Here is a 21,942-nt window from a genome sequence, read left to right as displayed (position 1 = left end):
GGGCGCCAGGCCACGATGGTCAGGCCGGCGGAGAAACGGGAAAGCCGGGCAACTGCGCGTGCGCCAGCTCGGTCTGGAAATACTGTTCGAGCTCACTGACGAAACGCGCCGTGTGCTGCGGCGGATCAAAACGCTTGCCGAGACGGACCCGGTAAGTGATGGGCATTTTAGGGGCTCGCAGCAAGGGCCAGCCTTTGCCCAGAAAACCGGAACTGGTTTCAATAAACACCGTCTGCACCGGCACACCCGCACTTTTGGCGATCAGCCCGGTCGTGCCCTGCAGGGGGCCCACGGGAAAGCGCGTGGTGCGTGTGCCTTCGGGAAACAGCAGCAGATGGCTGCCCTGGTGCAGATCGTCCACCGCCAGCTGCACCATGGTGCGCAGCGGCGTGTTGCGGATGTAGCCGGCCAGCCGCGCACCCGCCCCATAAAAAACGCTGTTGACGAGTTCGGCCTTCATGATGCAGCCCGTGCCGGGAAGGCGCGACAGAATCATCAGCGCATCGAGCAGCGACGGGTGGTTGGGCGCGATGACCATGGGTGGCTCATCCCGCAACGCGTCCAGTTCCGACAGGTCGAAGCGGCAGGCCCCGATCAGCACCAGAAAACGCAGGTAGTGCCGCGTTACAGCGGTCACCAGCTTGCGTCCCAGCCGTTTGCTGATCACACGCGGCAGCAGTGCGCGCATCGGAAAGGCCAGCAAGGTGACACCCAGGCTGAGCAGGCCCAGCGCCAGGTAACCCAGGTGCAACCTGATGGTTTCATGCAGGACACGGCGGAGCGACGGCAGCGCCAGCGGCTTGGTCATGAGGGCATTGGACTCGTGTTTCATGGCATCCGCGCTTTGCGGCCGTCAGCGCGCCGCAGGCGCCGCGTCCTCAACCACACGGATATTGGCCTTGCGCATGCGCATCGCCTGCAGGGTGCGCTTGTAGTTCAGGGCCGATGAAATATAGAAAATCGCCTTGAGCACCGCCAGCGAGCCCCAGATCGGTGTCTTGCCGAAAATGTCGCCCGCCAGCATGGACAGCAGGGCCTCCTTCACGCGCCACACATTGCGCGGTCCCATGAACATGTCGCGCATGGTCGGGTTCGTCACGCGGTAAATGAACCACGAAAACTCTTTCGGCCCCTTGCGCACCTGGCGGTCGAAATGCGCCAGCGCGGCAGCGGCCTTCGCCGGTTCGCGCAGGCAGGTATCGACCGTGTCGGCACCGTCAAAACCACCCTGCATGGCCAGCATCACACCCGACGAAAACACCGGGTCGATGAAGGTGAAGGCGTCACCAATCATCACGTAATTGGGGCCGTGGGTGCGTTCGCAGGCGTAGGAAAAGTTGCCGGTCGCCTCGACATCGGACGACAGCGTGGCGTGGGCCAGGCGCTCGGCGAGCGCCGGGCACAGGGCGACCGTGTCCAGGAAAAATTCCTTCACGGGTTTGCTGCGGCTCTTGAGGTAGTGCGGCCAGACGACCGCGCCTACGCTGGTGGCGCCGTCGGCCAGCGGAATGAACCAGAACCAGCCGTGGTCGAACCAGAAAATCGTGATGTTGCCTTCGTCCTGCCCCGGGTGCCGCGTGGCGCCGGTGAAGTGGGCATACAGGGCCGAGCTGTTGTGTTTGGGGTTGCGGCGCTTGATGTCGAACTGCTTGCCCAGCAGGGTGTCGCGGCCCGAGGCGTCCACCACAAAGCGGGCCCGCCAGTCCTGCAGGCGGCCGTCTTCATGCTGCGCGTGCACGGTGGCGCCGCTGCGGTCGGCCGCAAAAGCCACCTCGCGCACCCGGCAGCCCTCCAGCACCTCGGCGCCCAGCCGGGCCGCATTGCGTATCAGGATCTCGTCCAGCTCGGAGCGCCGCACCTGGTAGGAAAACGGCATGGACTTGTCCCAGGCGTCGCCGAACATGAAGGTCTGGCTCTTGTTGTCATGCCAGGGCGACACGAACTCGGCGCCCCATTTTTCCATGCCGATGGCCCGGACGGCGTCCGCCACCCCGAGTTTTTCAAACAGCGGGAGGTTGGCCGGCAGCAGCGACTCGCCAATGTGAAAGCGCGGATGGTGTTCTTTCTCCAGCACCACCACCTTGTAGCCCCGCTGGGCCAGCAGCGCCCCCGCCGTGGAACCCGCCGGGCCGCCACCGATGACCAGCACATCGCACTCGCCGGTCACGGCGGGAGCGGGGGCGGCTGCTGAATTCAGCTCGGTCATGGGTTTTCCTTGGTCGGTAGTGTCGAACTTGCCGCACACCTGCCGTGGTGATCCCGGACGGGACCATCGCGCATGTCAGGCGTGCAAGGGTTGAGTCTACTTCGGGGTACCCTGAATGTTTGTAGTGAAATGTCTGATCTTTCGGGATTTACCGGTCCGGCGCACATTCCAGCCCCTGCCGGGAGGGTCGACCTGGCAGCGATTTCCGCCAGGCCGCGGCGGCGGGCAGGCCGGCAAGTGCTATTATTTTCCCGGCCCCTGTTGCCACCTCCGCAGCCACCCTGAGTTCACCCGTGTATTCAGCCTTTTACCGCCCTTGCCTGAAACCCCAGTGAACCTTCCCCCGCCCGCTCTCGACATCCCTGATCCGGCCACCGCCGGGGCCGGAAAACACACGCCCATGATGACCCAGTACCTGGGCCTGAAGGCGGACTACCCCGACACCCTGCTGCTCTACCGCATGGGCGACTTTTACGAATTGTTTTATGCCGACGCCGAAAAAGCCGCGCGCCTGCTCGACATCACGCTGACACGGCGCGGCCAGTCGGCCGGCGAACCGGTGGTCATGGCCGGCGTGCCCTTTCACTCGCTGGAGGGTTACCTTGCCAAACTGATCAAGCTGGGCGAATCGGTGGCGATTTGCGAGCAGGTCGGCGACGTGGCCACGGCCAAGGGCCCGGTCGAGCGCAAGGTGGTGCGGGTGGTCACGCCCGGCACCCTGACCGACACCGAGCTGCTCAGCGACAAGACCGAATCCATCCTGCTGGCGGTGCACCAGGGCGGCCGCAACACCTGCGGCCTGGCCTGGCTCAGCGTGACCCAGGGCGAAATCCACCTGGCGCACTGCGCCAGCGACGAACTCGAGGCCTGGATCGCCCGCATCGCGCCCAGCGAACTGCTTTACAACGTCGACGTCACGCCCGCCTTCGAGCAACGCCTGAAAATCCAGCGCTGCGCCGTCAGCGCCCGTCCGGCCTGGCAGTTCGACAGCGCGCTGGGCGCACGCCGGCTGCTGGCGCAGTTGCAGGTGGCCTCGCTGGCCTCGTGGAACGCCGAGGCCCTGCCCGAGGCCCATGCGGCAGCCTCCGCGCTGCTCGGTTATGCCGAACACACCCAGGGCCGCGCGCTCTCCCATGTGCACAGCCTGCAGGTCGTGCGTTCGGGCGAGCTGATCGAACTGCCGCAGACCACGCGGCGCAACCTGGAGCTGACCCAGACCCTGCGCGGCGAGGACACGCCCACGCTGTTTTCGCTGCTCGACACCTGCACCACCGGCATGGGCAGCCGCGCGCTCAAAAGCTGGCTGCTGAGCCCGCGGCGCGAGCGCAGCCAGGCGGCAGCGCGGCTCGAAGCCATCACCGCCTTGCGCGGCGGCCTGCAGCAGACACTGCGCGCCCGGCTCAAGGGCAGCAGCGACGTTGAACGCATCACCGCCCGCATTGCGCTGCGCCAGGTGCGCCCGCGCGAACTCATTGCGCTGCGCGATACGCTACAAAAAACAGAGCTGCTGGCGCCCAATCAGCAAGGGCTGCCGGCACTTTTGACCACTATTTTCGGCGACCTGCAGGCGCCGCCCGCCTGCGCCGCCCTGCTGCAACGTTACGTGCTCGACGAACCCGCCGCGCTGATCCGCGACGGCGGCGTGATCAACCATGGCTGCGACGCCGACCTCGACGAGCTGCGCGCAATCCAGACCAACTGCGACGACTTCCTGCTCGACCTCGAAGGCCGCGAGAAAGCCCGCACCGGCATCGCCAACCTGCGTGTGCAATTCAACAAGGTGCACGGCTTTTACATCGAGGTCACCCAGGGCCAGCTCGACAAGGTACCAAGCGACTACCGGCGCCGCCAGACGCTGAAAAACGCCGAACGTTACATCACGCCCGAGCTCAAGACCTTCGAGGACAAGGCCCTGTCAGCGCAGGAACGCGCGCTGGCCCGTGAAAAATGGCTGTACGAACAGCTGCTCGACGAATTGCAGGCTTTTGTGCCGGTGCTGAGCCGCCTGGCGCGCGCGCTGGCCAGCCTGGACGCCCTGTGCGCACTGGCCGAGCGTTCGCTCACGCTGAACTGGACCGCCCCGGTCTTTGTGAAAGAGCCCTGTATTGACATCACCCAGGGCCGGCACCCGGTGGTCGAGGCGCGGCTGGCGGAAACCAGCGGCGGCTCCTTCATCGCCAACGACTGCAGCCTGAGCGGCAAGAGCCGCATGCAGATCATCACCGGCCCCAACATGGGCGGCAAATCGACCTACATGCGCCAGGTCGCCCTCATCGTGCTGCTGGCCAGCGTGGGCTCCTGGGTGCCGGCCAGCGCCTGCCGCCTCGGCCCGATCGACGCCATCCACACCCGCATCGGTGCGGCCGACGACGTGGCCAATGCGCAGTCCACCTTCATGCTGGAGATGACCGAGGCCGCGCAGATCCTGCACGCCGCCACACCGCATTCGCTGGTGCTGATGGACGAAATCGGCCGCGGCACATCCACCTTCGACGGCCTGGCGCTGGCTGGCGGCATTGCCGCCCACCTGCACAACAAGACCCAGGCCTTCACGCTGTTTGCAACGCATTATTTCGAACTCACCGAGTTCCCGGCGCGCCACCATGCGGCGGTGAACGTGCATGTCAGTGCGGTCGAATCCGGTGCCAGCATCGTTTTTCTGCACCACATCGAGCCCGGCCCGGCCAGCAAGAGTTACGGCATCGCGGTGGCCAAACTCGCCGGTGTGCCGGCGGCCGTGGTCAACCACGCGCGCCATGCGCTCGATGCGCTGGAAACCCAGCAGACCGCCAGCCGCGCGCAGGTGGACCTGTTTGCCGCGCCGCCCGAGCAGCCTGCCGCCGAACCCAGCGCGGTGGAGAAAGCCCTGCACGGCATCGACCCCGATGCACTGAGCCCGCGCGAGGCGCTCGACGCGCTTTACCAACTCAAAAAAATAGCGGCCGCCTGAGCCGCCCCACCCCCAACGATTGCCCCCCCATGACCTACTGCGTCGCCATCAAACTCAACGCCGGCCTGGTGTTTCTTTCCGACTCCCGCACCAACGCGGGGCTGGACCAGATCAGCACCTTCCGCAAGATGATCATTTATGAAAAGCCGGGCGACCGTTTCATGGTGCTGCTGTCGGCCGGCAACCTGTCGATCTCGCAGTCGGTGCGCGAGATCCTGCAGGTCGAGCAGCTCAAGGACCCGGAAGGCGGCCCGCCCATCACCATCTGGAACGCCAAAAGCATGTTCGACGCAGCGCGAGTGCTGGGCGCCGCGATCCGCCGGGTGCACGAGCGCGATGCCGATGACCTCAAACACGCGGGCGTGGAGTTCAATGTCTCGCTGATCTTCGGCGGCCAGATCCGCGGTGAAGCCATGCGCCTGTTCCAGGTCTATTCGGCCGGCAACTTCATCGAGGCCACGCCGGAGACGCCCTACTTCCAGGTTGGCGAATCCAAGTACGGCAAACCGGTGCTGGACCGCGTGATCACCCCCGAAACACCGCTGGACGAAGCCGCCAAATGTGCGCTGGTCTCGATGGACTCCACCCTCAAGTCCAACCTGTCCGTCGGCCTGCCGCTGGACATGGTGGTCTACGAAGTCAACTCGCTGCAAAGCGACAAGGTGGTCTGCATCGACCATGAGAACCCCTACTTCCGCATGTTGCACGACAACTGGGGCAAGAAGCTGCGCGAAGTTTTTGACAGCATCGAGGACCCGATGTGGACCGGCGGCGAAACGCAGGTGCCGCTGCTGACGCCGCTGACGCGCAACCAGCCCCTGAAAAAAATCTCTTCGCCCGAAGAAAAACTGATCTGAACGCGTCCTGCCGCCACTGAACGACCCCGTGCCCACCTCCAGCAAACCCCTCATCATTTTTTCCCACGGCAACAGCTTTCCGGCAAGCACCTACGGTGTGTTGTTCCAGGGGCTGCGCGCGCGCGGCTTCCAGGTCAAGGCAATTGAAAAATTCGGCCATGACCCGCGTTACCCGGTCACCAGCAACTGGCCGCACCTGGTGCAGCAGCTCGCCGACTTCACCAGCGAGCAGGTCGAAAAAACCGGCCAGGCGGCGTTTCTGGTGGGCCACTCGCTGGGCGGCTTCCTGAGCCTGATGTGCGCCGCACGCAACCCCGTGCTCGGCGGCCTGCCGGTGCGCGGTGTGCTGCTGATCGACTCGCCCATCCTGGGCGGCTGGCGTGCCGCCGCGCTGAGTGTGGCCAAACGTGCGCAGCTGGTCGGCTCGATCTCGCCCGGCGCCATCAGCCGCAAGCGCCGGCACCAGTGGCTGGACCAGGCCGAAGTGCTGGCGCATTTCCGCAGCAAAAAAGCCTTTGCACGCTGGGATGAACAGGTCCTGCGCGACTACATCGAACACGGCACGCACGACGCCCAGGGCGACGGCAACAACCAGCGCCTGCTGAGTTTTGACCGCGACGTGGAAACCGCCATCTACAACACCCTGCCCGACAACCTCGAGGGCCTGCTCAAGCGCCATCCGCTCAAATGCCCGGTGGCCTTTATCGGCGGGCGCCAGTCGGTCGAGATGAAACAGGTGGGCATGGCCATGACCGAGAAGGTCACGCGTGGCCGCATCATGATGCTCGACGGCAGCCACCTGTTCCCGATGGAAAAACCCGTGGCCACGGCGGCGGCCATCGAAGCGGCCCTGCGCAACCTGATGGACTGATACAGCCCTTCGACAGACTCAGGGCGAACGGAAAATTCAGGCCGCCCAGGTGACCCAGCCCATCTGCGCCGTCACCAGCACCACCACACCGAAGACGATGCGGTACCAGGCAAAGGGCACAAAGCTGTGGGTGGCGATGTAACGCAGCAGCCAGCGTATGCACAGCCAGGCGCTGACAAAGGCAAACAGCAACCCGACACCGAACAGCGGCAGATCGGCGACCGACAGCAGCGCGCGGTCCTTGTACAGGCTGTAGGCACCGGCGCCGATCAGCGTCGGGATCGCCAGGTAAAACGAAAAATCCGTCGCGGCCTTGCGTGACAGGCCCAGCAACATGCCGCCAATGATGGTGGCGCCACTTCGGCTGGTGCCGGGCACCATGGCCAGGCATTGCACCAGGCCGACCTTGAGCGCATCCATCATGGTCATGGCCTCGACCGCATGGATGCGTGCCGTGGCCGGGTTGGTTTTCTGGCGCCGCTCGGCCCACAAAATGACGAAGCCGCCGATGATGAAGGTGCTCGCCACCACCACGGGCGTGAACAGGTGGGCCTTGATGGCCTTGCCGAACAGCAGGCCCAGCAGCACCGCCGGCACAAACGCGACCAGGACATTGAGCGCAAACTGCTGTGCCTGTTTTTCCGTGGGCAGCGCCACCAGGGTGTCGCGCAGTTTTTGCCAGTAAACCAGGATGACGGCAAAAATGGCGCCGGTCTGGATCGCGATGTCAAACACCTTGGCCTTCTCGTCGTCAAAACCCAGCAAGGCACCGGCAAGAATCAGGTGACCGGTGGAAGAAATGGGCAGGAACTCGGTCAAACCCTCGACGATGCCCATGACGGCAGCCTTGATCAGCAATGTGATATCCACGCGCGCTCCAGAAAATATGGGCTGATTATCGCTGCCGGCCCACTGCCCGCCCGGGGCGCGGCAGGCGCCGGGCCGGCGCGTTTCGCGTTTGCTGGCTGCAACTCGCACCGCGTCTGCTGCATTTCGTCGCAAAGCCCTCGCGCCGGCGCGGCCGTCCCGGCAAAGTCCGTTTCACCTTGTTTTGACCTTGTTGATCGGAGAACACCATGGACATGTCACCCACCACCGCCCTTGAGCCTGCGCGGCAGGATAGAAAAACTAGCGATCAGTCGCATGTACAGTCAGCAATTCAGGGCCATGTAAACGGCCCTGTTTCTGTCTGACCGTACCTGCCGCCCATGCCCTCTTCCTTCACGTCTTCCACGCCTTCCCCGACCTCCGCCTCGCCCGACCTCGTCCTCGATTTCTGGTTCGGCGATGGCCTCACGCTGGGCTGGCCCAGCCAGGACATGGGCAAACGCTGGTTCAACGGTGGGCCTGAACTCGACGAGGAAATCCGCCAGACCTTCGGCGAGCTGGTCGAACAGGCGCTGGCCGGCCGACTGGCCGACTGGGAGGCGCAGCCGCTGAGCCGGCTGGCGCTGGTGATCCTGCTCGACCAGTTTCCCCGCCATATCTTTCGCGGCAAGGGCCGGGCCTTTGCCGGCGACGAGCAGGCCCAGCGGCTGGTCAGCGATGCACTCGCCCAGGGCATCGACGAGGCCCTGCCCTGGGTCGGCCGTGTCTTTTTGTACATGCCGCTCACCCATGCCGAAAACCTGGCCCTGCAGGAAGAAGGCGTGCGCCGCTTCAGCGCGCTGGCCGCGGCCGTGCCCGAGGCGCACCGCGCCAGCGCCCAGGGCTCGCTGGACTTTGCCGTCAAACACCGCGACATCGTTGCCCGCTATGGCCGTTTTCCCTACCGCAACGCCGCACTGGGTCGCACCAGCAGCGCGCTGGAATTCGAGTTCCTGAAAATCGGCCCGCGCTTCGGGCAATAAGCCCCGAACACCGCACCGCCGGACCGGCCGGTGCGGATTCGTGGGCAACGCGCCCGCCAGCAAGCCCCGTCCCCGCCCCTCCCTGCACCGCACGGCGTGAGTTTTTTTCACGCCCGGCCTGCCCGCGCTGAATCCACCGGCGCGCCGGCCACGTACCCCCGGCAGACGCCATCGAACTGCCGGCTTCCTTGCGGCCATCCGACGCGTTGAACCCGCGACATCCACCACCAACAACTGGCGCCCGCCAGCTCACTACCAGGAGTGCCCCTCATGATGATCCGTACCGCCATCGCCACCGCCGCCGTCTCCCTTGTTGCCGCCTGCGGCAGCATGGCCCCGATGATGCCGAGCTACTCGCAGGCCGGCCTGCCCGCCGCTGTCCAGGTGCCCGCCGGCAACCGGGTGGCCCTCGAAACCGTGGGCATGGGCGACATCACCTACCAGTGCAGCGCCAAAAAAGACATGGCCGGCCAGTTCGAGTGGGTGTTTGTCGGCCCCGACGCCAAACTGATGGACCGCAGCGGCAAACAGGTCGGCAAGTACTACGGCCCGCCCGCCACCTGGGAAGCCATGGACGGCTCCAAACTGACCGCCACCCAACTCGCCGTCGCGCCCAACATGGCCGGCAACATCCCGCTGCAGCTCGTCAAGGGCAACCCCGCCATGGGCAGCGGCGCCATGCAGGGCGTCACCTACATCCAGCGCGTGGCCACTCTGGGCGGCGTTGCACCGGCCACACCGTGCGCCGCCGGCAACCTGGGGGCCAAGCAGATCGTCAAGTACCAGGCCGACTACATCTTCTACAAGGCCATGTAAGCCCCGCGCTGCAATTCTTCGGCCGCCTCAATGGTGAGCGGCCGGCTTCCGCGTCTGGCGGGGCCGGCCTTGACAGCCTGCGGGCCATCGCGCGAGCGGTGGCCCGCAGGTTCTTTTTTTGGTGCATGCGCCGATCGCGTTTTTTACCCGCAAATCCCGGGCGCGGCGTCCTACATACGCTTACACCTGTTGCAAGTGAAACTGGTCAACAACCCGCCCCAATAATGAACCAGACCTTCCATGAGATGCCGCCGCACCAGCCAGCCTGGAAAGCCTCAACCCATGGGAAACCGTTGTTCCACGCCGCGCTGTGCGCTGTCTCACGCAAGAGGCAACCGCCTACAGGGCCCGGCCCGGAGCTGCGGTCTGATGAGTGCAAGGAGTAACCTGAGATGAGAAACACGCACCATATGTTTCGCGCGATCCGCCTGGCCATCGGCCTGGCCTTGCTGGTGGTCACCGGCACGGCGGCCATGATCGCTGCCTTTTCAGGCCCCGCCTCCACCCCCCGCGCGTATGGCGCCTATGACCAGCCGGTGGTGCTCGCGCCCCTGCCAGCCGCTGCGCAAGCCCTTTCACTGGCGGGCGACGACCACCTGCTGTACCAACGCGTGGCCCGCGCCGACGGAACCCAGGAATGGGAGTTGACGCCGGCTCCGCCAACCACCCTGGCTCAGGAAAACAGCAGTAGCGCTGTCCTGGCCATGCGCCCCACGCTCGATGCGCCGGGCTTCAGCCGTGACAGCTACAGCCTGCAGGCAAGACCAGGCGGCTTCAGCAAGACCCTGAAAAACTGCAACAACAGCGCCTTGACCAGCCAAGGCGCCAAGCCCAAAACACTGGCCGCGTATGACATTTCCTGCACCACCCTCGGCTAAAAAGCACCTGGAGCCGGTCGCGAACGGGACCAACCGCGCCGGCGAGCGGGGGTTTTCCCGCACAGTACACCCCATGATCATGGGGTGTACTAGAGGAAGCTCACCCTCCGGAATCTTCGTGAAAACACCCTCCCGCAGCAATGTCCCCTTTGGTCGCCTGTCGCGCGGCCTGCTTGTGATCATCGGCAGCGCCGCCTTGCTGGGCGCCTGCAGCTACCACCCGCTCCAACCCTACAACAACCAGAAAGACCTGCCCGCGGCCATTCGTGTGCCCGACGGTTACCAGCCCGTGCTGGAGGCCACCAGCAACGGCAGGCTGCTGTACGAATGCCAGGCCGTCAAACGCGCGCCGTATGAATACGAGTGGCTGATGAGAAACGCCAGCGTGGACCTGATCGACACCTATGGCGGCACCATCATGCACAAGCCCGGGGCTCGCGCGAGTTGGGTCCATCGCGATGGCTCCAGTGTCATGGCCCGCGAATTTTCCGAGGTTCCCAACGGCAGCAGCAACCTGTCGCTGCAGCGTTACATCGCCCAGTCTTCGGGCGTGCCCGGGGCCTTGCACAACATCGCTTATGTGCAGCGCCTGCGCACCGTGGGCGGCGGGATATCGAGCCTGCCTTGCACCTCGGCGCAGTTGGGCATGCGCAAAACCGTGCCTTACGAGGCCGACTACATTTTCTGGCGCGCCAAAGGCTCCTGAACCGCCGTCTCCCGCACGGGGCCACGGCGCCCACAAAAAAGCCCGCAGACCTGAGCCTGCGGGCTTTTTTGATGATGGCAAGCGGCGGGTTCAGCGGCCGTAATAACCTGAGCCCTGGTTTTGCACGTAGTAACCGCCCTGGCGATAACCACCGCGGCGGTCATCGTCGTCGCGGTCGTGATGGCCATGCCGCTTGTGCCAGCCATGGGGGCGACCGTAATACACCGGGGCGGGCTGCACGTAGACTGGACGCGGCTGGTAGTACACCGGCGCCGGCTGGTAATACACCGGTGCAGGCTGCACATACACAGGGCGGGGTTGCACATAGACCGGCTGGGGCTGCACGTAAACCGGTTGCGCATACACCGGGTAGGCATTGGTCACACCGATCTGCGCGCCCGGAAGCACCACACCGACGGAAAACTGCACATCGCTGCGGGCATGGGCACCGCCCGCAAACCCCATTGCCGCGATGGCCAGGGCGGCAGCAGCTCCGGCCATCAGCATCGGCGTGCGGGACGGTGCGGCTTGAACGGTTGTCTTAAGCATTGCTTTCTCCTTGCTACTGGGCAGAAAGTGCCCATGTAGGTATTAAACGCGCCAACTGGGTAACCGGCTACCGCACGCACAGTGAAGAGCGTAGCCAAAAGTAACGTTCATGCCACGCTGGCCAGTGGCAACGCCCTAGAATCAGCCTCATGAACGCCCCTGCAGACAAAGAACCCCACAAACCCAGCAATTTCCTGCGCCAGATCATCGAGCATGACCTGGCTGCCGGCACCTATTCCGGCCGCAAATGGAGCGGCAGCCCTGGCGACGCCACCCACCACGCCGCCGGCCAGCCCGACACCGCGCGCATCCGCACCCGTTTCCCGCCCGAGCCCAACGGCTACCTGCACGTGGGTCATGCCAAAAGCATCTGCCTGAACTTCGGCCTGGCACGGGACTATGGCGGCGTGTGCCACCTGCGTTTTGACGACACCAACCCCGAAAAAGAAGACACCGAATACGTCAACAGCATCATTGATGCCGTGAAATGGCTGGGTTTTGACTGGAACGCGCCGGTCAACGGCGTCGCTACCGCCCACCTGTTCCAGGCCAGCGACTACTTCGACTTCATGTACCGCGCCGCGGAATACCTGATCGAGACCGGCCACGCCTATGTGGACGAACAAAGCGCCGACGAAATGCGCGCCAACCGCGGCGACTTCGTCAAGCCCGGTGTGGACAGCCCTTTCCGCCAACGCACGCCGGCCGACAACCTGGCGCGTTTTCGCGACATGAAGGGCGGCAAGCTCGCCGACGGCGCCGCCGTGCTGCGCGCCAAGATCGACATGGCCAGCCCCAACATCAACATGCGCGACCCGGCGATTTACCGCATTCGCCGCGCCACGCACCACGCCACCGGCGACCAGTGGTGCATTTACCCGATGTACGCGTTTGCGCACCCGATCGAGGACGCGCTCGAGAACATCACCCACAGCATCTGCACGCTGGAGTTTGAAGACCAGCGCCCGTTTTACGACTGGACGCTGGAGCGCATCGTGCCCATCCTGCGCGCGCCGCAGTTTGCGCAGGCGCGCGAGCTGATCGAAAAAATCGAAGGCCAGGGCCTGGAAGCCGGCAAGGAATTTGCCCTGCACTGCCACAACCACGCCGACAAGCTGTTTGCCAGCGCGGCCGAGGCACAGATGCGCGCCATGTTTGTGCGCTGGGCGCACAACCCCGACGCCGTGCTGCACGACCTGCCCGCGTTTTTTGCGCTGCTCAAGACGGAACTCGCGCAGTTCACGCCGCTGCTCGAACACGCGCTCGACGGCGAGCGCCCCAACCTCTTCCTGCTGCCGCACCAGTATGAGTTTGCCCGGCTCAACCTGACCTATGTGTTGACCAGCAAACGCAAACTCGCGCAACTCGTCAACGACAAACGCGTGAGCGGCTGGGACGACCCGCGCATGCCCACCATCGTCGGCCTGCGCCGGCGCGGCTACACCCCCGAGGCGATTCAATTGTTTGCCGAACGCATAGGCGTGACCAAAAGCGACAGCTGGATTGACTACAGCACGCTCGAAGGCTGCCTGCGCGACACGCTGGACCCGACCGCCCCGCGCGCCATGGCCGTGCTCGACCCGGTGAAGCTGGTGCTGACCAACTGGGACGAAGTCATGGGCGCAGGCAAGCTCGACGAGTGCAGCGCCCCCGTGCACCCGCACCACCCCGACATGGGCACGCGCCACTTGAAAATCGGCAAGGAAGTGTGGATTGAACGCACCGACTACGAAGAAACACCACCCAAGGGTTTCTTCCGCCTTTTCCCGGCCCACACCAATGCCAGCGGCCAGGCGATTGCGGCCAGCAAGGTGCGCCTGAAATACGGCCACGTCATCGAATGTGTGGGCGCGACCAAAGACGCCGCCGGCAACATCACCGAAGTGCAGGCCAAACTGATCCCCGACACCAAAAGCGGCACCCCCGGCTCCGACAGCGTCAAGGTCAAGGGCGTGATCACCTGGGTCGGCGTGAACGACGCCGTGCAGGCCGAAGTGCGCCTGTACGACCGGCTGTTTACCCAGGCCCACCCCGAGGCCGACGGCAAGGACTTTCTGGAGAACCTGAACCCGGACAGCCTGAGCGTGGTCACGGCTTATGTGGAGCCTTCACTGGCGAGTGTTGAAGCCGGACAGCGTTTTCAGTTTGAGCGGCATGGGTACTTTGTGACGGACCTGCTGGATCACGCGCCCGGAAAGACCGTGTTCAACCGGGTGACGGGGATGAAAGACAGCTGGGCCAAATAGTGCATAGCGTGCGTTTTGGCCTGCCGGTGGTTTTGACAGAACATGCCCGCCTGCGCATGGCAGAGCGCCATATGACTGAAGCTCTGGTTTTGGAAATCATCGACACGGGCACACAGCAAGACGCAGGCGGCGCTCACTTCTGGCTTTACAAGGAGCTGCCTGAGCGCACAGACAACTTGCTTTGTGTGGCGGCTGTCATTGACAATGCACTTGTGGTCAAAACCGTTATGCACCACTGGGAGTACCGGCTATGAAAAGCATCTACTTTGAAAACGACGATATCCTGCAAATCCGCGTGTCGGACAAGCCCATCGTGCGCGAAGTCTCCCAAGGCTGGAACACCAACATCAGCTATGCGGAAGACGGCTCCATCGTCGAGATCGTGCTGCTGGACGCCAAGAAGGAAGGCCTGCTACCTCTGGAGTTCAGAAAGGCAGCGTGACGGCACCGCTTCAGATCACACTCGATGCATAGGTCAATGTGGCGGCCGGCCTCGGCTACTGCGTCAAACTAAACTCACCAAAGCGGCCCTGATAGGCCGCTTTTTGCTTTTTTATTGCGCCGCAGCACGGGTACTATGTCACTGACTTGGTAGATTACAGCGTCAATAGAACCGTGTTCAATCGTGCGACGGCGATGGAAGGTAGCTTAGGCAAATTCCACGGCTGTTCTGATCGCGAAATGGCGGATAGCGGTCATGCGATTCATCCATCAATTGGGGGATGCGCTATATCGCGGGAATCGCCAGAATGCGATTTTGGGAAATATCTCATCCCATATTCAGGAGCATTTTATGAAGAGCACTAATGGCCTGTCGCAAATTGCATTGTCTGCGGCTCTCTTTGCTTTCTCTCTGACTGCCCGCGCGAACGAATGTCCCATAAGAGTCGGCGAGTACTCCGGCACAGTGAAAGCGGAGTGGCTTACCAAGACACGAGAAATGCGACTGCTGGAGCCTTTTGCATTTAAAGGCCCGGACTGCAAAGTGTGGCCCGTACCCAAAGATGCGATTGTCGACGGTGCGTCAATTCCTCAAGCGTTCTGGACCGTAATCGGCGGCCCTTTTGAAGGCAGATATCGTGATGCGTCGGTAGTACATGATTACTACTGCAAGGTCAAAACAGAACCTTCCGATGAAGTGCACAAAATGTTTTACCACGCAATGCTGGCGAACGGCGTTGATTCAAATAAAGCCGGACTGATGTTTTATGCAGTCAGTTGGTTTGGCCCGAAATGGCAGCTATTCCAAAAGGCGCCATCAGCCAAAAACTTCTACGCCACCGGAACAGATTCAGACATCAGAGTAATTGCAGTACCAGATCTAAAGCCCAGTCGGGAACTGGTAAAGGCCATGGCGAACACCGCAGGCCAACCAGCCCCCCTGATGACAGGAGCCCTAGCAACCGGATCATTCAAAGATCGATTGAACACGTCCACTGGTTCGGGAGTCAAAAACTGGCTCTTCAAGGAAGGGGTAGAAGTGCCCACTCCGAGCACGATCCTACTCGACAGGACGGCCTACTTCAAAACAATTAAGACGCGTGTGGAAGACATTGAATCGTCCAACTCCGATGAGAAGTTCAGACTACTCAACTATGGACCATCTCGTCTTCCAAGCAAAGCAGAGGTAGAGCGGTTAACAAACTGGATAGAGCGGGCAAAGCCGTCACTAGCTGAATTGCAGAAAACACCGATCGAAAAAATTCCTGAGTAACTCGGAAAACCTAAGCATGGTTTTAAGGTCTGTCAGTCGACCGCCTAAAACACCTCCAGAGATTCTCATGCCCCGGTTCGCGATAAGTCCCGATGAAGATAAGCGGGGGGGTGGATCTCTATCAGTTGCCTTGCATTCTTGAGAATGCCGGACCTGAATCCAAAACCTGATCAGCCCTTTTTCTCAACCGGGTTGGCCGTCAGCCAGTTTGCCGGATACGCCCGCATGAACTCCCGGGCTTTCTCGGGCCGGGCGCTGAGCCACGCGTCGGCGGCGCCTTCGTTCAGGATCGCCACCATGCGTTTTTCGTTGCCGGGCTGCTGATAGCCGCTCATCAGCGCGTGGCTGTTGGCGTTCACCGTGAGCCGGGTGTAGCCGAGAGGCGCCCGCCCTCCACCCCTCTTCATCTTTCCCACAAACACGCCCCCATACGCCGGCCCTCAAGTTCTGGCACAACTTGCCGATATTCATAGATAGAGGTACCGGCGAGGCTGCAGCTCGAGCTGTCGGCGCGCCGGCGGGATTCTGCGCCCGGTCGCAGAGGCCAGGGACCAGGGAGGACTTGAAGTCCGGCGTATCCCGCGTCGATGGATGGAGCCCATTCACATGGCATCGGCTGCAACTGGGTCGCCACAGTTTGTCTGTGAAATTTAAACAAAAAAGGGAAATGCACCATGAAACTCCGAACCAAGATGATCTCTGTGATGGCGCTGGTCTGCGCCTGTTTCACCCTGGCCATTGGTGTGGCGCTGGTGGGCATGCAGAACGCGAGAGGCCAGTTCGAGAACTTTCTCAAGCAGGACCAGGCCTTGCTTCAGGCAGGGAGCAATTTGTACGCCCAGGGTTTGCAGATGGGGCAGGCCTTGCGCAACATCGTGCTCGACCCCACGAACAAGAAAGCCCAGGAAAATCTGGACGCTGCCAGCGATGAATTCAAAACTTCCTACCAAGCGGCGTTATCCCTTTCAAAAGGGGATGAGGACACCTTGAAAATCCTGCAGAAGATCGGCGATTTGCGTGACAAGCAGGCGCTGCTGCAGAAGGAAATTGCAGCGCTCGCCCAGAGCGATTCGAATGCCGCCAAAAGCCTGCTGAACACCGCCGAAACGCCCACCTGGCGCGACATGCGCGGGCGTCTGCAGGAGTTCATCAAGGCAAAAAACGAGGCGGCCAAAAGCACCGAAGCAGAACTGCATCAATTCACGCAACGGATGCTGCTGATCAGCGTGGTCATGGCGTGTATTGCCGTCCTGCTGGGTGTCGGGATCACCGTCTGGCTGACGCGCGATGTGATGAAGCAGCTCGGTGGAGAGCCCGACTACGCGATGGCTATCGCGAGCAGCATCGCTGCCGGCGACCTGACGATGGATGTGCAGACCCGCGCGGGTGATCAGTCGAGCCTGCTGTTTGCGATGAAAGAAATGTGCAGCAGCCTGGCCAAGGTGGTCGGCGAAGTCCGCAGCGGCACCGACACGATAGCCACCGCATCCAGCCAGATCGCCGCCGGCAACCACGACCTGTCGTCCCGGACCGAAGAGCAGGCCAGCTCCCTGGAAGAGACCGCCGCCTCGATGGAAGAGCTGACCAGCACCGTCAAACAAAATGCCGACAACGCCCGCCAGGCCAACCAGCTGGCGGTCACCGCCTCCAGCGTGGCCGTCAAGGGCGGCAGCGTGGTCGCCGAAGTGGTCGGCACCATGGGCGCCATCAATGCTTCTTCCAGAAAGATCGTCGACATCATCGGCGTGATCGACGGCATTGCCTTCCAGACCAACATCCTGGCCTTGAACGCTGCGGTCGAAGCGGCCCGGGCCGGAGAACAGGGCCGAGGCTTTGCCGTGGTGGCCGCCGAAGTCAGAAACCTGGCCCAGCGCAGTGCGGCAGCGGCCAAAGAGATCAAGACCCTGATCGGCGACTCCGTCGACAAAGTCGAAGAAGGCAGCAAACAGGTGGCCGAGGCCGGCAAGACCATGGACGAGATCGTCGACAGCGTCAAACGCGTGACCGACATCATGGCCGAGATCACGGCGGCCAGCCAGGAGCAGACCGCCGGGATTGAGCAGATCAACCAGGCGATCACGCAGATGGACCAGGTGACGCAGCAAAACGCCGCGCTGGTGGAAGAAGCCGCCGCGGCAGCGTCCTCGCTGCAGGAGCAGGCCAGCGGGCTCAGCCAGGTGGTCAGTGTGTTCAGGCTGAATCAGCAACAACACCCCGGACAGGGCGATTCAGCGCGGCACACCGCCCACAGCCATCAGCGCGTGACGCCCACGCAGCCGCCCCGGCCCAAACCGGCCGTGGCTGCCCCCGCGCAGCGGCAGTTGAGCCATGCAGGTGCCCTGGCGACCGCCCAAGGGAGTTGGGAAACGTTTTAGGAGCGTTGCAGGGCTGTTGGGTAACCGGCAGCGCCCCAGCCCGACAGGGCCGGCATGCCCTGCGCCGGAAGATCAGCTTTTTTTCTCGACCGGGTTGGCCGTCAGCCAGTTGGCCGGATAAGCCCGCATGAACTCCCGGGCCTTCTCGGGCCGGGCGCTGAGCCAGGCATCCGCCGCGCCCTCGTTCAAGATCGCCAGCATGCGTTTTTCGTTGCCGGGCTGCTGGTAGCGGCTCATCAGGGCGTGGCTGTTGGCGTTGACCGTGAGCAGGGTGTAGCTGACGATGACTTCGCCGTCGGCGCCCGTCCAGCTTTCCCACAGGCCCGCCACGCCCATGGGTTTGCCGTCCACGCGGGCGATGCGGGTGGGCACGGCCTTGCCGCTGCGCCAGTCGTCTTCCATGAAGGCCATCATGGGCACGATGCAGCGCTGCCCGGCGAGCCAGGCGTCGCGGAAGTTGTTGGAGGTGGTCACGGTTTCCGAGCGGGCGTTAACCAGCTTGGTCGAACGCAGCTTGGCGTCAGAAGCCGACTTGACCCAGCGCGGCACCAGGCCGAACTGCCCGGCCACCAGCTCACGCACCAGCGCCTCTCGCGCGGGCTGGTCAGCGTCTGCGGCGGCTGTGATTTCTGTGACTTCTACAACCTCCGCGGCCGCTTCGATCGCTGCGGTTTCCTGCACCCCTGTGGCCTGGGCCGCCCGGATGAAGACACCCGGTTGGCGCGGCCACACCGCACGCCCCACGGGAACAGCGGGGGCGGCCACATGAAAGGCCTCGGGGTAAAGCGTGGCGGGGTGAAGGCTCTCGTAATAGGTACTCATGCGGTGATGCTATCGCAGTGCAGCCAGCGGACGCTGCAGAACGGCTGCGCCCGCCCCGCAAGTCGCGTCCTTCGCCGACACACAAGGCCCGCGTCCACGCGTAATATGCTTCTGCGGCCTGTTGGTGCCATGTGGCACCCGCCGCCGTTCAACTCATTCATCCATCCCTCCAGGAGATTGCCATGCCCCAGTTCGCCATGATTACCGGTGACGTGACGTACACACCGGGTGACGGTGCGCCAATCACGATTCCGCAGGTGCGCGTGGAAGTTGCGCTGTCGTTCGACAGTGCCACCCTGAGCTGGGAAGATGCCCCGGGCATCGTCGGCCTGACGGCCATTCCCATCACCCAGTTTGACGACTATGTGAAAGACGGCAAGATCACCTGGATACCCGAATAAACCAGCAAACAAACAAGCCAACCTGCCCGCCCGCACCGTGCCCAACCGCCCTCTTCACCCCGCTGCCGCGCTGTTTACCCGCCGCTGTGCCCTGCTCGCCGGCATGGGCCTGCTGGCCTGGCCGGCCGCGCGCATTGGCGCCGCGCCAGCCGCGCCGTCGTCGTCTTCCTCCGGGGTCTGGCCGCGCGCGCTGGCCGTGCCTGGCGGCATTGCCCGGCTGTCGCTGGGCCCGGCGGCAGTGCGGCCGGTGGCGCATCTGCTGCAGGCCGATGGCAAGGTGCCCTTGCTGGTGGTGGGCGACGTGATCGAGTGGACGGCGCTGGTGGGTATTGCGCTGTCGGCCACGCCTGGCGAGGCGAGCATTGCCGTGCAGGCGCCCGAAGGCAGCCAGCGGCCGCTGGGTTACACGGTGGCGCCCAAACGCTACAGCGAGCAGCAGCTCAAGGTCTCGCCGCGCACGGTGGACCTGTCGCCGGAAGACCTGGCGCGTTACGAGCGTGAGCGCGCGCACCAGGCGGTGGTGATGGCCACCTTCAGCCAGCCCTCGCCGCAGGCCCTGCGCATGCAGGTGCCCACGCCGGGGCGGCGCTCCAGCTCGTTCGGCTTGCGGCGCGTGTTCAACGGGCAGGCGCGCAGCCCGCACAGCGGCATGGACATCGCGGCCGGCACGGGCACGCCGGTGTTGGCGCCGCTGCCGGGCCGGGTGATCGACACCGGCGACTACTTTTTCAACGGCCAGACGGTCTGGCTGGACCACGGCGGCGGGCTGCTGAGCATGGTTTGCCACCTGAGCGCCACCGACGTGCAGCTGGGCGATGTGCTGAAAACCGGCGACCGCGTGGGCGCCGTGGGCGCCACCGGCCGCGTCACGGGGCCGCACCTGCACTGGGGCGTGATGCTGAACCGCACCATGGTGGACCCGGCGCTGTTTCTGGCCGCCTGAGGCGCGGTACCGCCGGCAGCGCCGGCTTGCTTTTCAAACTTCGACATTTGCATGCCAAATGTGCCTCCAGCCCAATAGCTTCCAGCGCCGGTAGCTCCCAAAAGCGTAGCAGATTCCCCTCTCTGCCCCGGTCGCGGCCCGGTTCTGGATGCCCGCCCCTAGCCCATTAGGTCGCAAACACTAGGGAAAACCCGCATGATCGGGGCATTGTTGAACCACTTCCCCAAGGAAACCCCCATGAGCGCCAAAAATCTGTCTACCGTTGCAGCCGACCTGATCGAGTCTTACGGCAACACCGCCAACCACGTGATCGAGGCCTACCGTGCCGGCGGCGAGCGTGTGGTCAGCGAGCTGGAGCAGCGCTGGAACCGCGCGCTGAAACAGTCGCGCTCGGAACTGAGCGCTGAAGTCGCCAAAAACGCCACGGCCGCGCAGCTGGCCTTCAGCGCGCTCTACAGCAAGGGTCTGACCCTAAGCTCGGACGGCGCGCAGCAGGTGATGAGCCAGTTGGTGAAGCTGGCCGAAACCGGCGTCGAGCGCGCCGCCGCCAACGCCGCGTTATTTGAAGAAAAAACCGGCGTCAGCACCCTCGCCACGCTGGCCCAGGCCACGGCACCCGGCGCCCTGGCGCTGAGCAAGCTGGCCGCGCAGATCGAGCAGAAAACCGCCGGCCTGGCCGGCAAGATTGCCGGTGACGACGCCACCACCGTCAAGACCAAACGCAGCTCGGCCTTCAGCCAGCGGCGCGCTGCCAAAGCCGCCTGATCCGGTTTTTTGAAGAAAAGTGGCCTCTCCCCTTGAGGAGCGTGCGCCACCAGCTATCAAATATGTAGCGCTCTTCGCCCGGAAAGGTGGCCACCTTTCCGGGCGTTGGTCTTTTTCATCGGCCGCTTGAAGCGGTCCGGCGCGTGGCGCGCCTCGCCTGCGCCCGGCGTGCGGATAATGCACAAATGACCACACCACCCGCGCTTCCCCAGGTTCTGGCTTTTGATGTTTTTGGCACCGTGGTGGACTGGCACAGCGGCATAACGCGCGAAGTGCAGTCCCTGCGTCCCGATGTGGACGGCGCCGCGTTTGCGCTGGCTTGGCGCGCCGGTTACCAGCCGGCCATGCGCCGCGTGATGGCCGGCGAGCTGGGCTGGACGCTGATTGATGACCTGCATCGGCTGATCCTCGACGGCATCCTCGGCCAGTTCGGCCTGGCCGATTTGAGCGAGGCGCAAAAGCAGCACCTGAACAAGGCCTGGCACCGGCTGGACCCGTGGCCCGATGTGGTGGCGGGCCTGACGCGGCTGAAGTCGCGCTTCACGATCTGCACGCTGTCCAACGGCAACATCGGCCTGCTCACCAACATGGCCAAACGCGCGGGCCTGCCGTGGGACTGCATCCTGTCGGCCGAAGTCTTTCGCGCCTACAAGCCCGACCCGGCCACCTACCTGGGCGTGGCCAAAGTGTTTGACCTGGCGCCCGCAGACGTGATGCTGGTGGCCGCCCACCAGGACGACCTGGCCGCCGCCCGCGCCTGCGGCCTGCAGACCACCTACATCGAGCGGCCGGCCGAGTTTGGCGCAGCGCAGCCCAAGGACGTGTCGCCCGACCCCGCCAACACCCGGCACGCGAAAGACCTGCTGGCGCTGGCGGAGCAGCTGGGCTGCTGAGGTCCCTGGATCCGCGGCATATTGGTTGCTTGCTACGTTTTCAATAGCTGTCTTCGCTTGCCTCATAAGCGCCAGAGCCATTTTTCGCATGAAAACTGAC

Annotated in this window: 21 protein-coding genes and 1 pseudogene; 16 read left to right on the top strand and 6 right to left on the bottom strand. The window is 63.7% G+C overall.

Annotated elements, in window-relative coordinates:
• Nucleotides 1–19: 19 nt before the first annotated feature.
• The gene (locus B7G53_RS16775) at nucleotides 20–832 is read right to left on the bottom strand and encodes a lysophospholipid acyltransferase family protein (RefSeq protein WP_096669763.1); all 813 of its coding nucleotides are present in this window, start codon (nucleotides 830–832) and stop codon (nucleotides 20–22) included.
• A 21-nt stretch (nucleotides 833–853) separates the two neighbouring features.
• A complete protein-coding gene (locus B7G53_RS16770; protein WP_096669761.1) occupies nucleotides 854–2,206 on the bottom strand; it encodes an NAD(P)/FAD-dependent oxidoreductase in 1,353 nt (450 codons plus the stop codon).
• A 400-nt stretch (nucleotides 2,207–2,606) separates the two neighbouring features.
• Here B7G53_RS16770 and mutS point away from each other — a divergent pair, with 400 nt between their 5' ends.
• From mutS to B7G53_RS16755, 3 genes are read left to right on the top strand one after another with little or no spacing between them, the layout of a single operon-like run.
• Nucleotides 2,607–5,156, top strand: a complete 2,550-nt coding sequence (gene mutS, locus B7G53_RS16765) for a DNA mismatch repair protein MutS (protein WP_096669759.1) — start codon at nucleotides 2,607–2,609, stop codon at nucleotides 5,154–5,156.
• A gap of 29 nt (nucleotides 5,157–5,185) precedes the next feature.
• Nucleotides 5,186–6,013, top strand: coding sequence for a proteasome-type protease (locus tag B7G53_RS16760; protein WP_096669757.1), 828 nt, complete (start codon nucleotides 5,186–5,188; stop codon nucleotides 6,011–6,013).
• A 28-nt stretch (nucleotides 6,014–6,041) separates the two neighbouring features.
• Nucleotides 6,042–6,884: an alpha/beta fold hydrolase gene (locus B7G53_RS16755; protein WP_096669755.1), complete on the top strand. Its 843-nt coding sequence runs from the start codon at nucleotides 6,042–6,044 to the stop codon at nucleotides 6,882–6,884.
• 36 nt (nucleotides 6,885–6,920) lie between these two features.
• Here the strand turns inward: B7G53_RS16755 and B7G53_RS16750 are convergent, their stop codons facing one another.
• Entirely contained in the window at nucleotides 6,921–7,754 is an 834-nt protein-coding gene (locus tag B7G53_RS16750; RefSeq protein ID WP_096669753.1) for an undecaprenyl-diphosphate phosphatase, read from the bottom strand.
• 338 nt (nucleotides 7,755–8,092) lie between these two features.
• Here B7G53_RS16750 and B7G53_RS16745 point away from each other — a divergent pair, with 338 nt between their 5' ends.
• The 4 genes from B7G53_RS16745 (at nucleotide 8,093) to B7G53_RS16730 (ending at nucleotide 11,134) form a co-directional block, all read left to right on the top strand.
• On the top strand, nucleotides 8,093–8,734 hold the full coding sequence (locus tag B7G53_RS16745) for a DUF924 family protein (protein WP_096669751.1): 642 nt from the start codon (nucleotides 8,093–8,095) through the stop codon (nucleotides 8,732–8,734).
• 270 nt (nucleotides 8,735–9,004) lie between these two features.
• Entirely contained in the window at nucleotides 9,005–9,550 is a 546-nt protein-coding gene (locus B7G53_RS16740; RefSeq protein ID WP_096669749.1) for a DUF3455 domain-containing protein, read from the top strand.
• Nucleotides 9,551–9,942: 392 nt separating this feature from the next.
• Nucleotides 9,943–10,428, top strand: coding sequence for a hypothetical protein (locus B7G53_RS16735; protein WP_141396365.1), 486 nt, complete (start codon nucleotides 9,943–9,945; stop codon nucleotides 10,426–10,428).
• Between the two features lie 118 nt (nucleotides 10,429–10,546).
• Complete coding sequence (locus B7G53_RS16730; protein ID WP_176491386.1) at nucleotides 10,547–11,134, top strand: DUF3455 domain-containing protein; 588 nt, start codon at nucleotides 10,547–10,549, stop codon at nucleotides 11,132–11,134.
• Nucleotides 11,135–11,224: 90 nt separating this feature from the next.
• Here the strand turns inward: B7G53_RS16730 and B7G53_RS16725 are convergent, their stop codons facing one another.
• Complete coding sequence (locus tag B7G53_RS16725; protein ID WP_096669743.1) at nucleotides 11,225–11,683, bottom strand: hypothetical protein; 459 nt, start codon at nucleotides 11,681–11,683, stop codon at nucleotides 11,225–11,227.
• A 149-nt stretch (nucleotides 11,684–11,832) separates the two neighbouring features.
• On the opposite strand from B7G53_RS16725, the gene B7G53_RS16720 reads away from it, so the two are divergent.
• From B7G53_RS16720 to B7G53_RS16705, 4 genes are all read left to right on the top strand, one after another.
• Nucleotides 11,833–13,929, top strand: a complete 2,097-nt coding sequence (locus B7G53_RS16720) for a glutamine--tRNA ligase (protein ID WP_096669741.1) — start codon at nucleotides 11,833–11,835, stop codon at nucleotides 13,927–13,929.
• 8 nt (nucleotides 13,930–13,937) lie between these two features.
• Nucleotides 13,938–14,183, top strand: a complete 246-nt coding sequence (locus B7G53_RS16715) for a DUF4258 domain-containing protein (protein WP_255250051.1) — start codon at nucleotides 13,938–13,940, stop codon at nucleotides 14,181–14,183.
• Complete coding sequence (locus B7G53_RS16710; RefSeq protein WP_096669737.1) at nucleotides 14,180–14,371, top strand: DUF2283 domain-containing protein; 192 nt, start codon at nucleotides 14,180–14,182, stop codon at nucleotides 14,369–14,371. Before B7G53_RS16715 ends, B7G53_RS16710 begins: the two co-directional genes overlap by 4 nt.
• Nucleotides 14,372–14,626: 255 nt before the next feature.
• Nucleotides 14,627–15,643 (top strand): DUF1353 domain-containing protein, encoded by a 1,017-nt coding sequence (locus B7G53_RS16705; protein WP_096669735.1) that lies wholly within the window; start codon nucleotides 14,627–14,629, stop codon nucleotides 15,641–15,643.
• 170 nt (nucleotides 15,644–15,813) lie between these two features.
• Here the strand turns inward: B7G53_RS16705 and B7G53_RS16700 are convergent.
• Nucleotides 15,814–16,017, bottom strand: a pseudogene (locus B7G53_RS16700) (SOS response-associated peptidase); the annotation flags it as partial.
• A 300-nt stretch (nucleotides 16,018–16,317) separates the two neighbouring features.
• On the opposite strand from B7G53_RS16700, the gene B7G53_RS23335 reads away from it, so the two are divergent.
• Nucleotides 16,318–18,018, top strand: coding sequence for a methyl-accepting chemotaxis protein (locus tag B7G53_RS23335; protein ID WP_096669733.1), 1,701 nt, complete (start codon nucleotides 16,318–16,320; stop codon nucleotides 18,016–18,018).
• Between the two features lie 72 nt (nucleotides 18,019–18,090).
• Here B7G53_RS23335 and B7G53_RS16690 read toward each other — a convergent pair whose 3' ends face one another.
• On the bottom strand, nucleotides 18,091–18,840 hold the full coding sequence (locus B7G53_RS16690; RefSeq protein WP_096669731.1) for an SOS response-associated peptidase: 750 nt from the start codon (nucleotides 18,838–18,840) through the stop codon (nucleotides 18,091–18,093).
• Between the two features lie 182 nt (nucleotides 18,841–19,022).
• On the opposite strand from B7G53_RS16690, the gene B7G53_RS16685 reads away from it, so the two are divergent.
• The 4 genes from B7G53_RS16685 (at nucleotide 19,023) to B7G53_RS16670 (ending at nucleotide 21,842) form a co-directional block, all read left to right on the top strand.
• The gene (locus B7G53_RS16685; RefSeq protein WP_096669729.1) at nucleotides 19,023–19,241 is read left to right on the top strand and encodes a hypothetical protein; all 219 of its coding nucleotides are present in this window, start codon (nucleotides 19,023–19,025) and stop codon (nucleotides 19,239–19,241) included.
• A 103-nt stretch (nucleotides 19,242–19,344) separates the two neighbouring features.
• On the top strand, nucleotides 19,345–20,184 hold the full coding sequence (locus B7G53_RS16680; RefSeq protein ID WP_096669809.1) for a M23 family metallopeptidase: 840 nt from the start codon (nucleotides 19,345–19,347) through the stop codon (nucleotides 20,182–20,184).
• A gap of 237 nt (nucleotides 20,185–20,421) precedes the next feature.
• Nucleotides 20,422–20,949, top strand: coding sequence for a hypothetical protein (locus tag B7G53_RS16675; RefSeq protein WP_096669727.1), 528 nt, complete (start codon nucleotides 20,422–20,424; stop codon nucleotides 20,947–20,949).
• A 185-nt stretch (nucleotides 20,950–21,134) separates the two neighbouring features.
• Nucleotides 21,135–21,842, top strand: a complete 708-nt coding sequence (locus tag B7G53_RS16670; protein ID WP_096669725.1) for a haloacid dehalogenase type II — start codon at nucleotides 21,135–21,137, stop codon at nucleotides 21,840–21,842.
• Nucleotides 21,843–21,942 lie beyond the last annotated feature (100 nt).

Origin of the sequence: Polaromonas sp. AET17H-212 (assembly GCF_002379085.1) — a bacterium.
Classification (GTDB): domain Bacteria; phylum Pseudomonadota; class Gammaproteobacteria; order Burkholderiales; family Burkholderiaceae_C; genus Polaromonas.
This window is presented reverse-complemented; position numbering and strand designations above follow the sequence as displayed.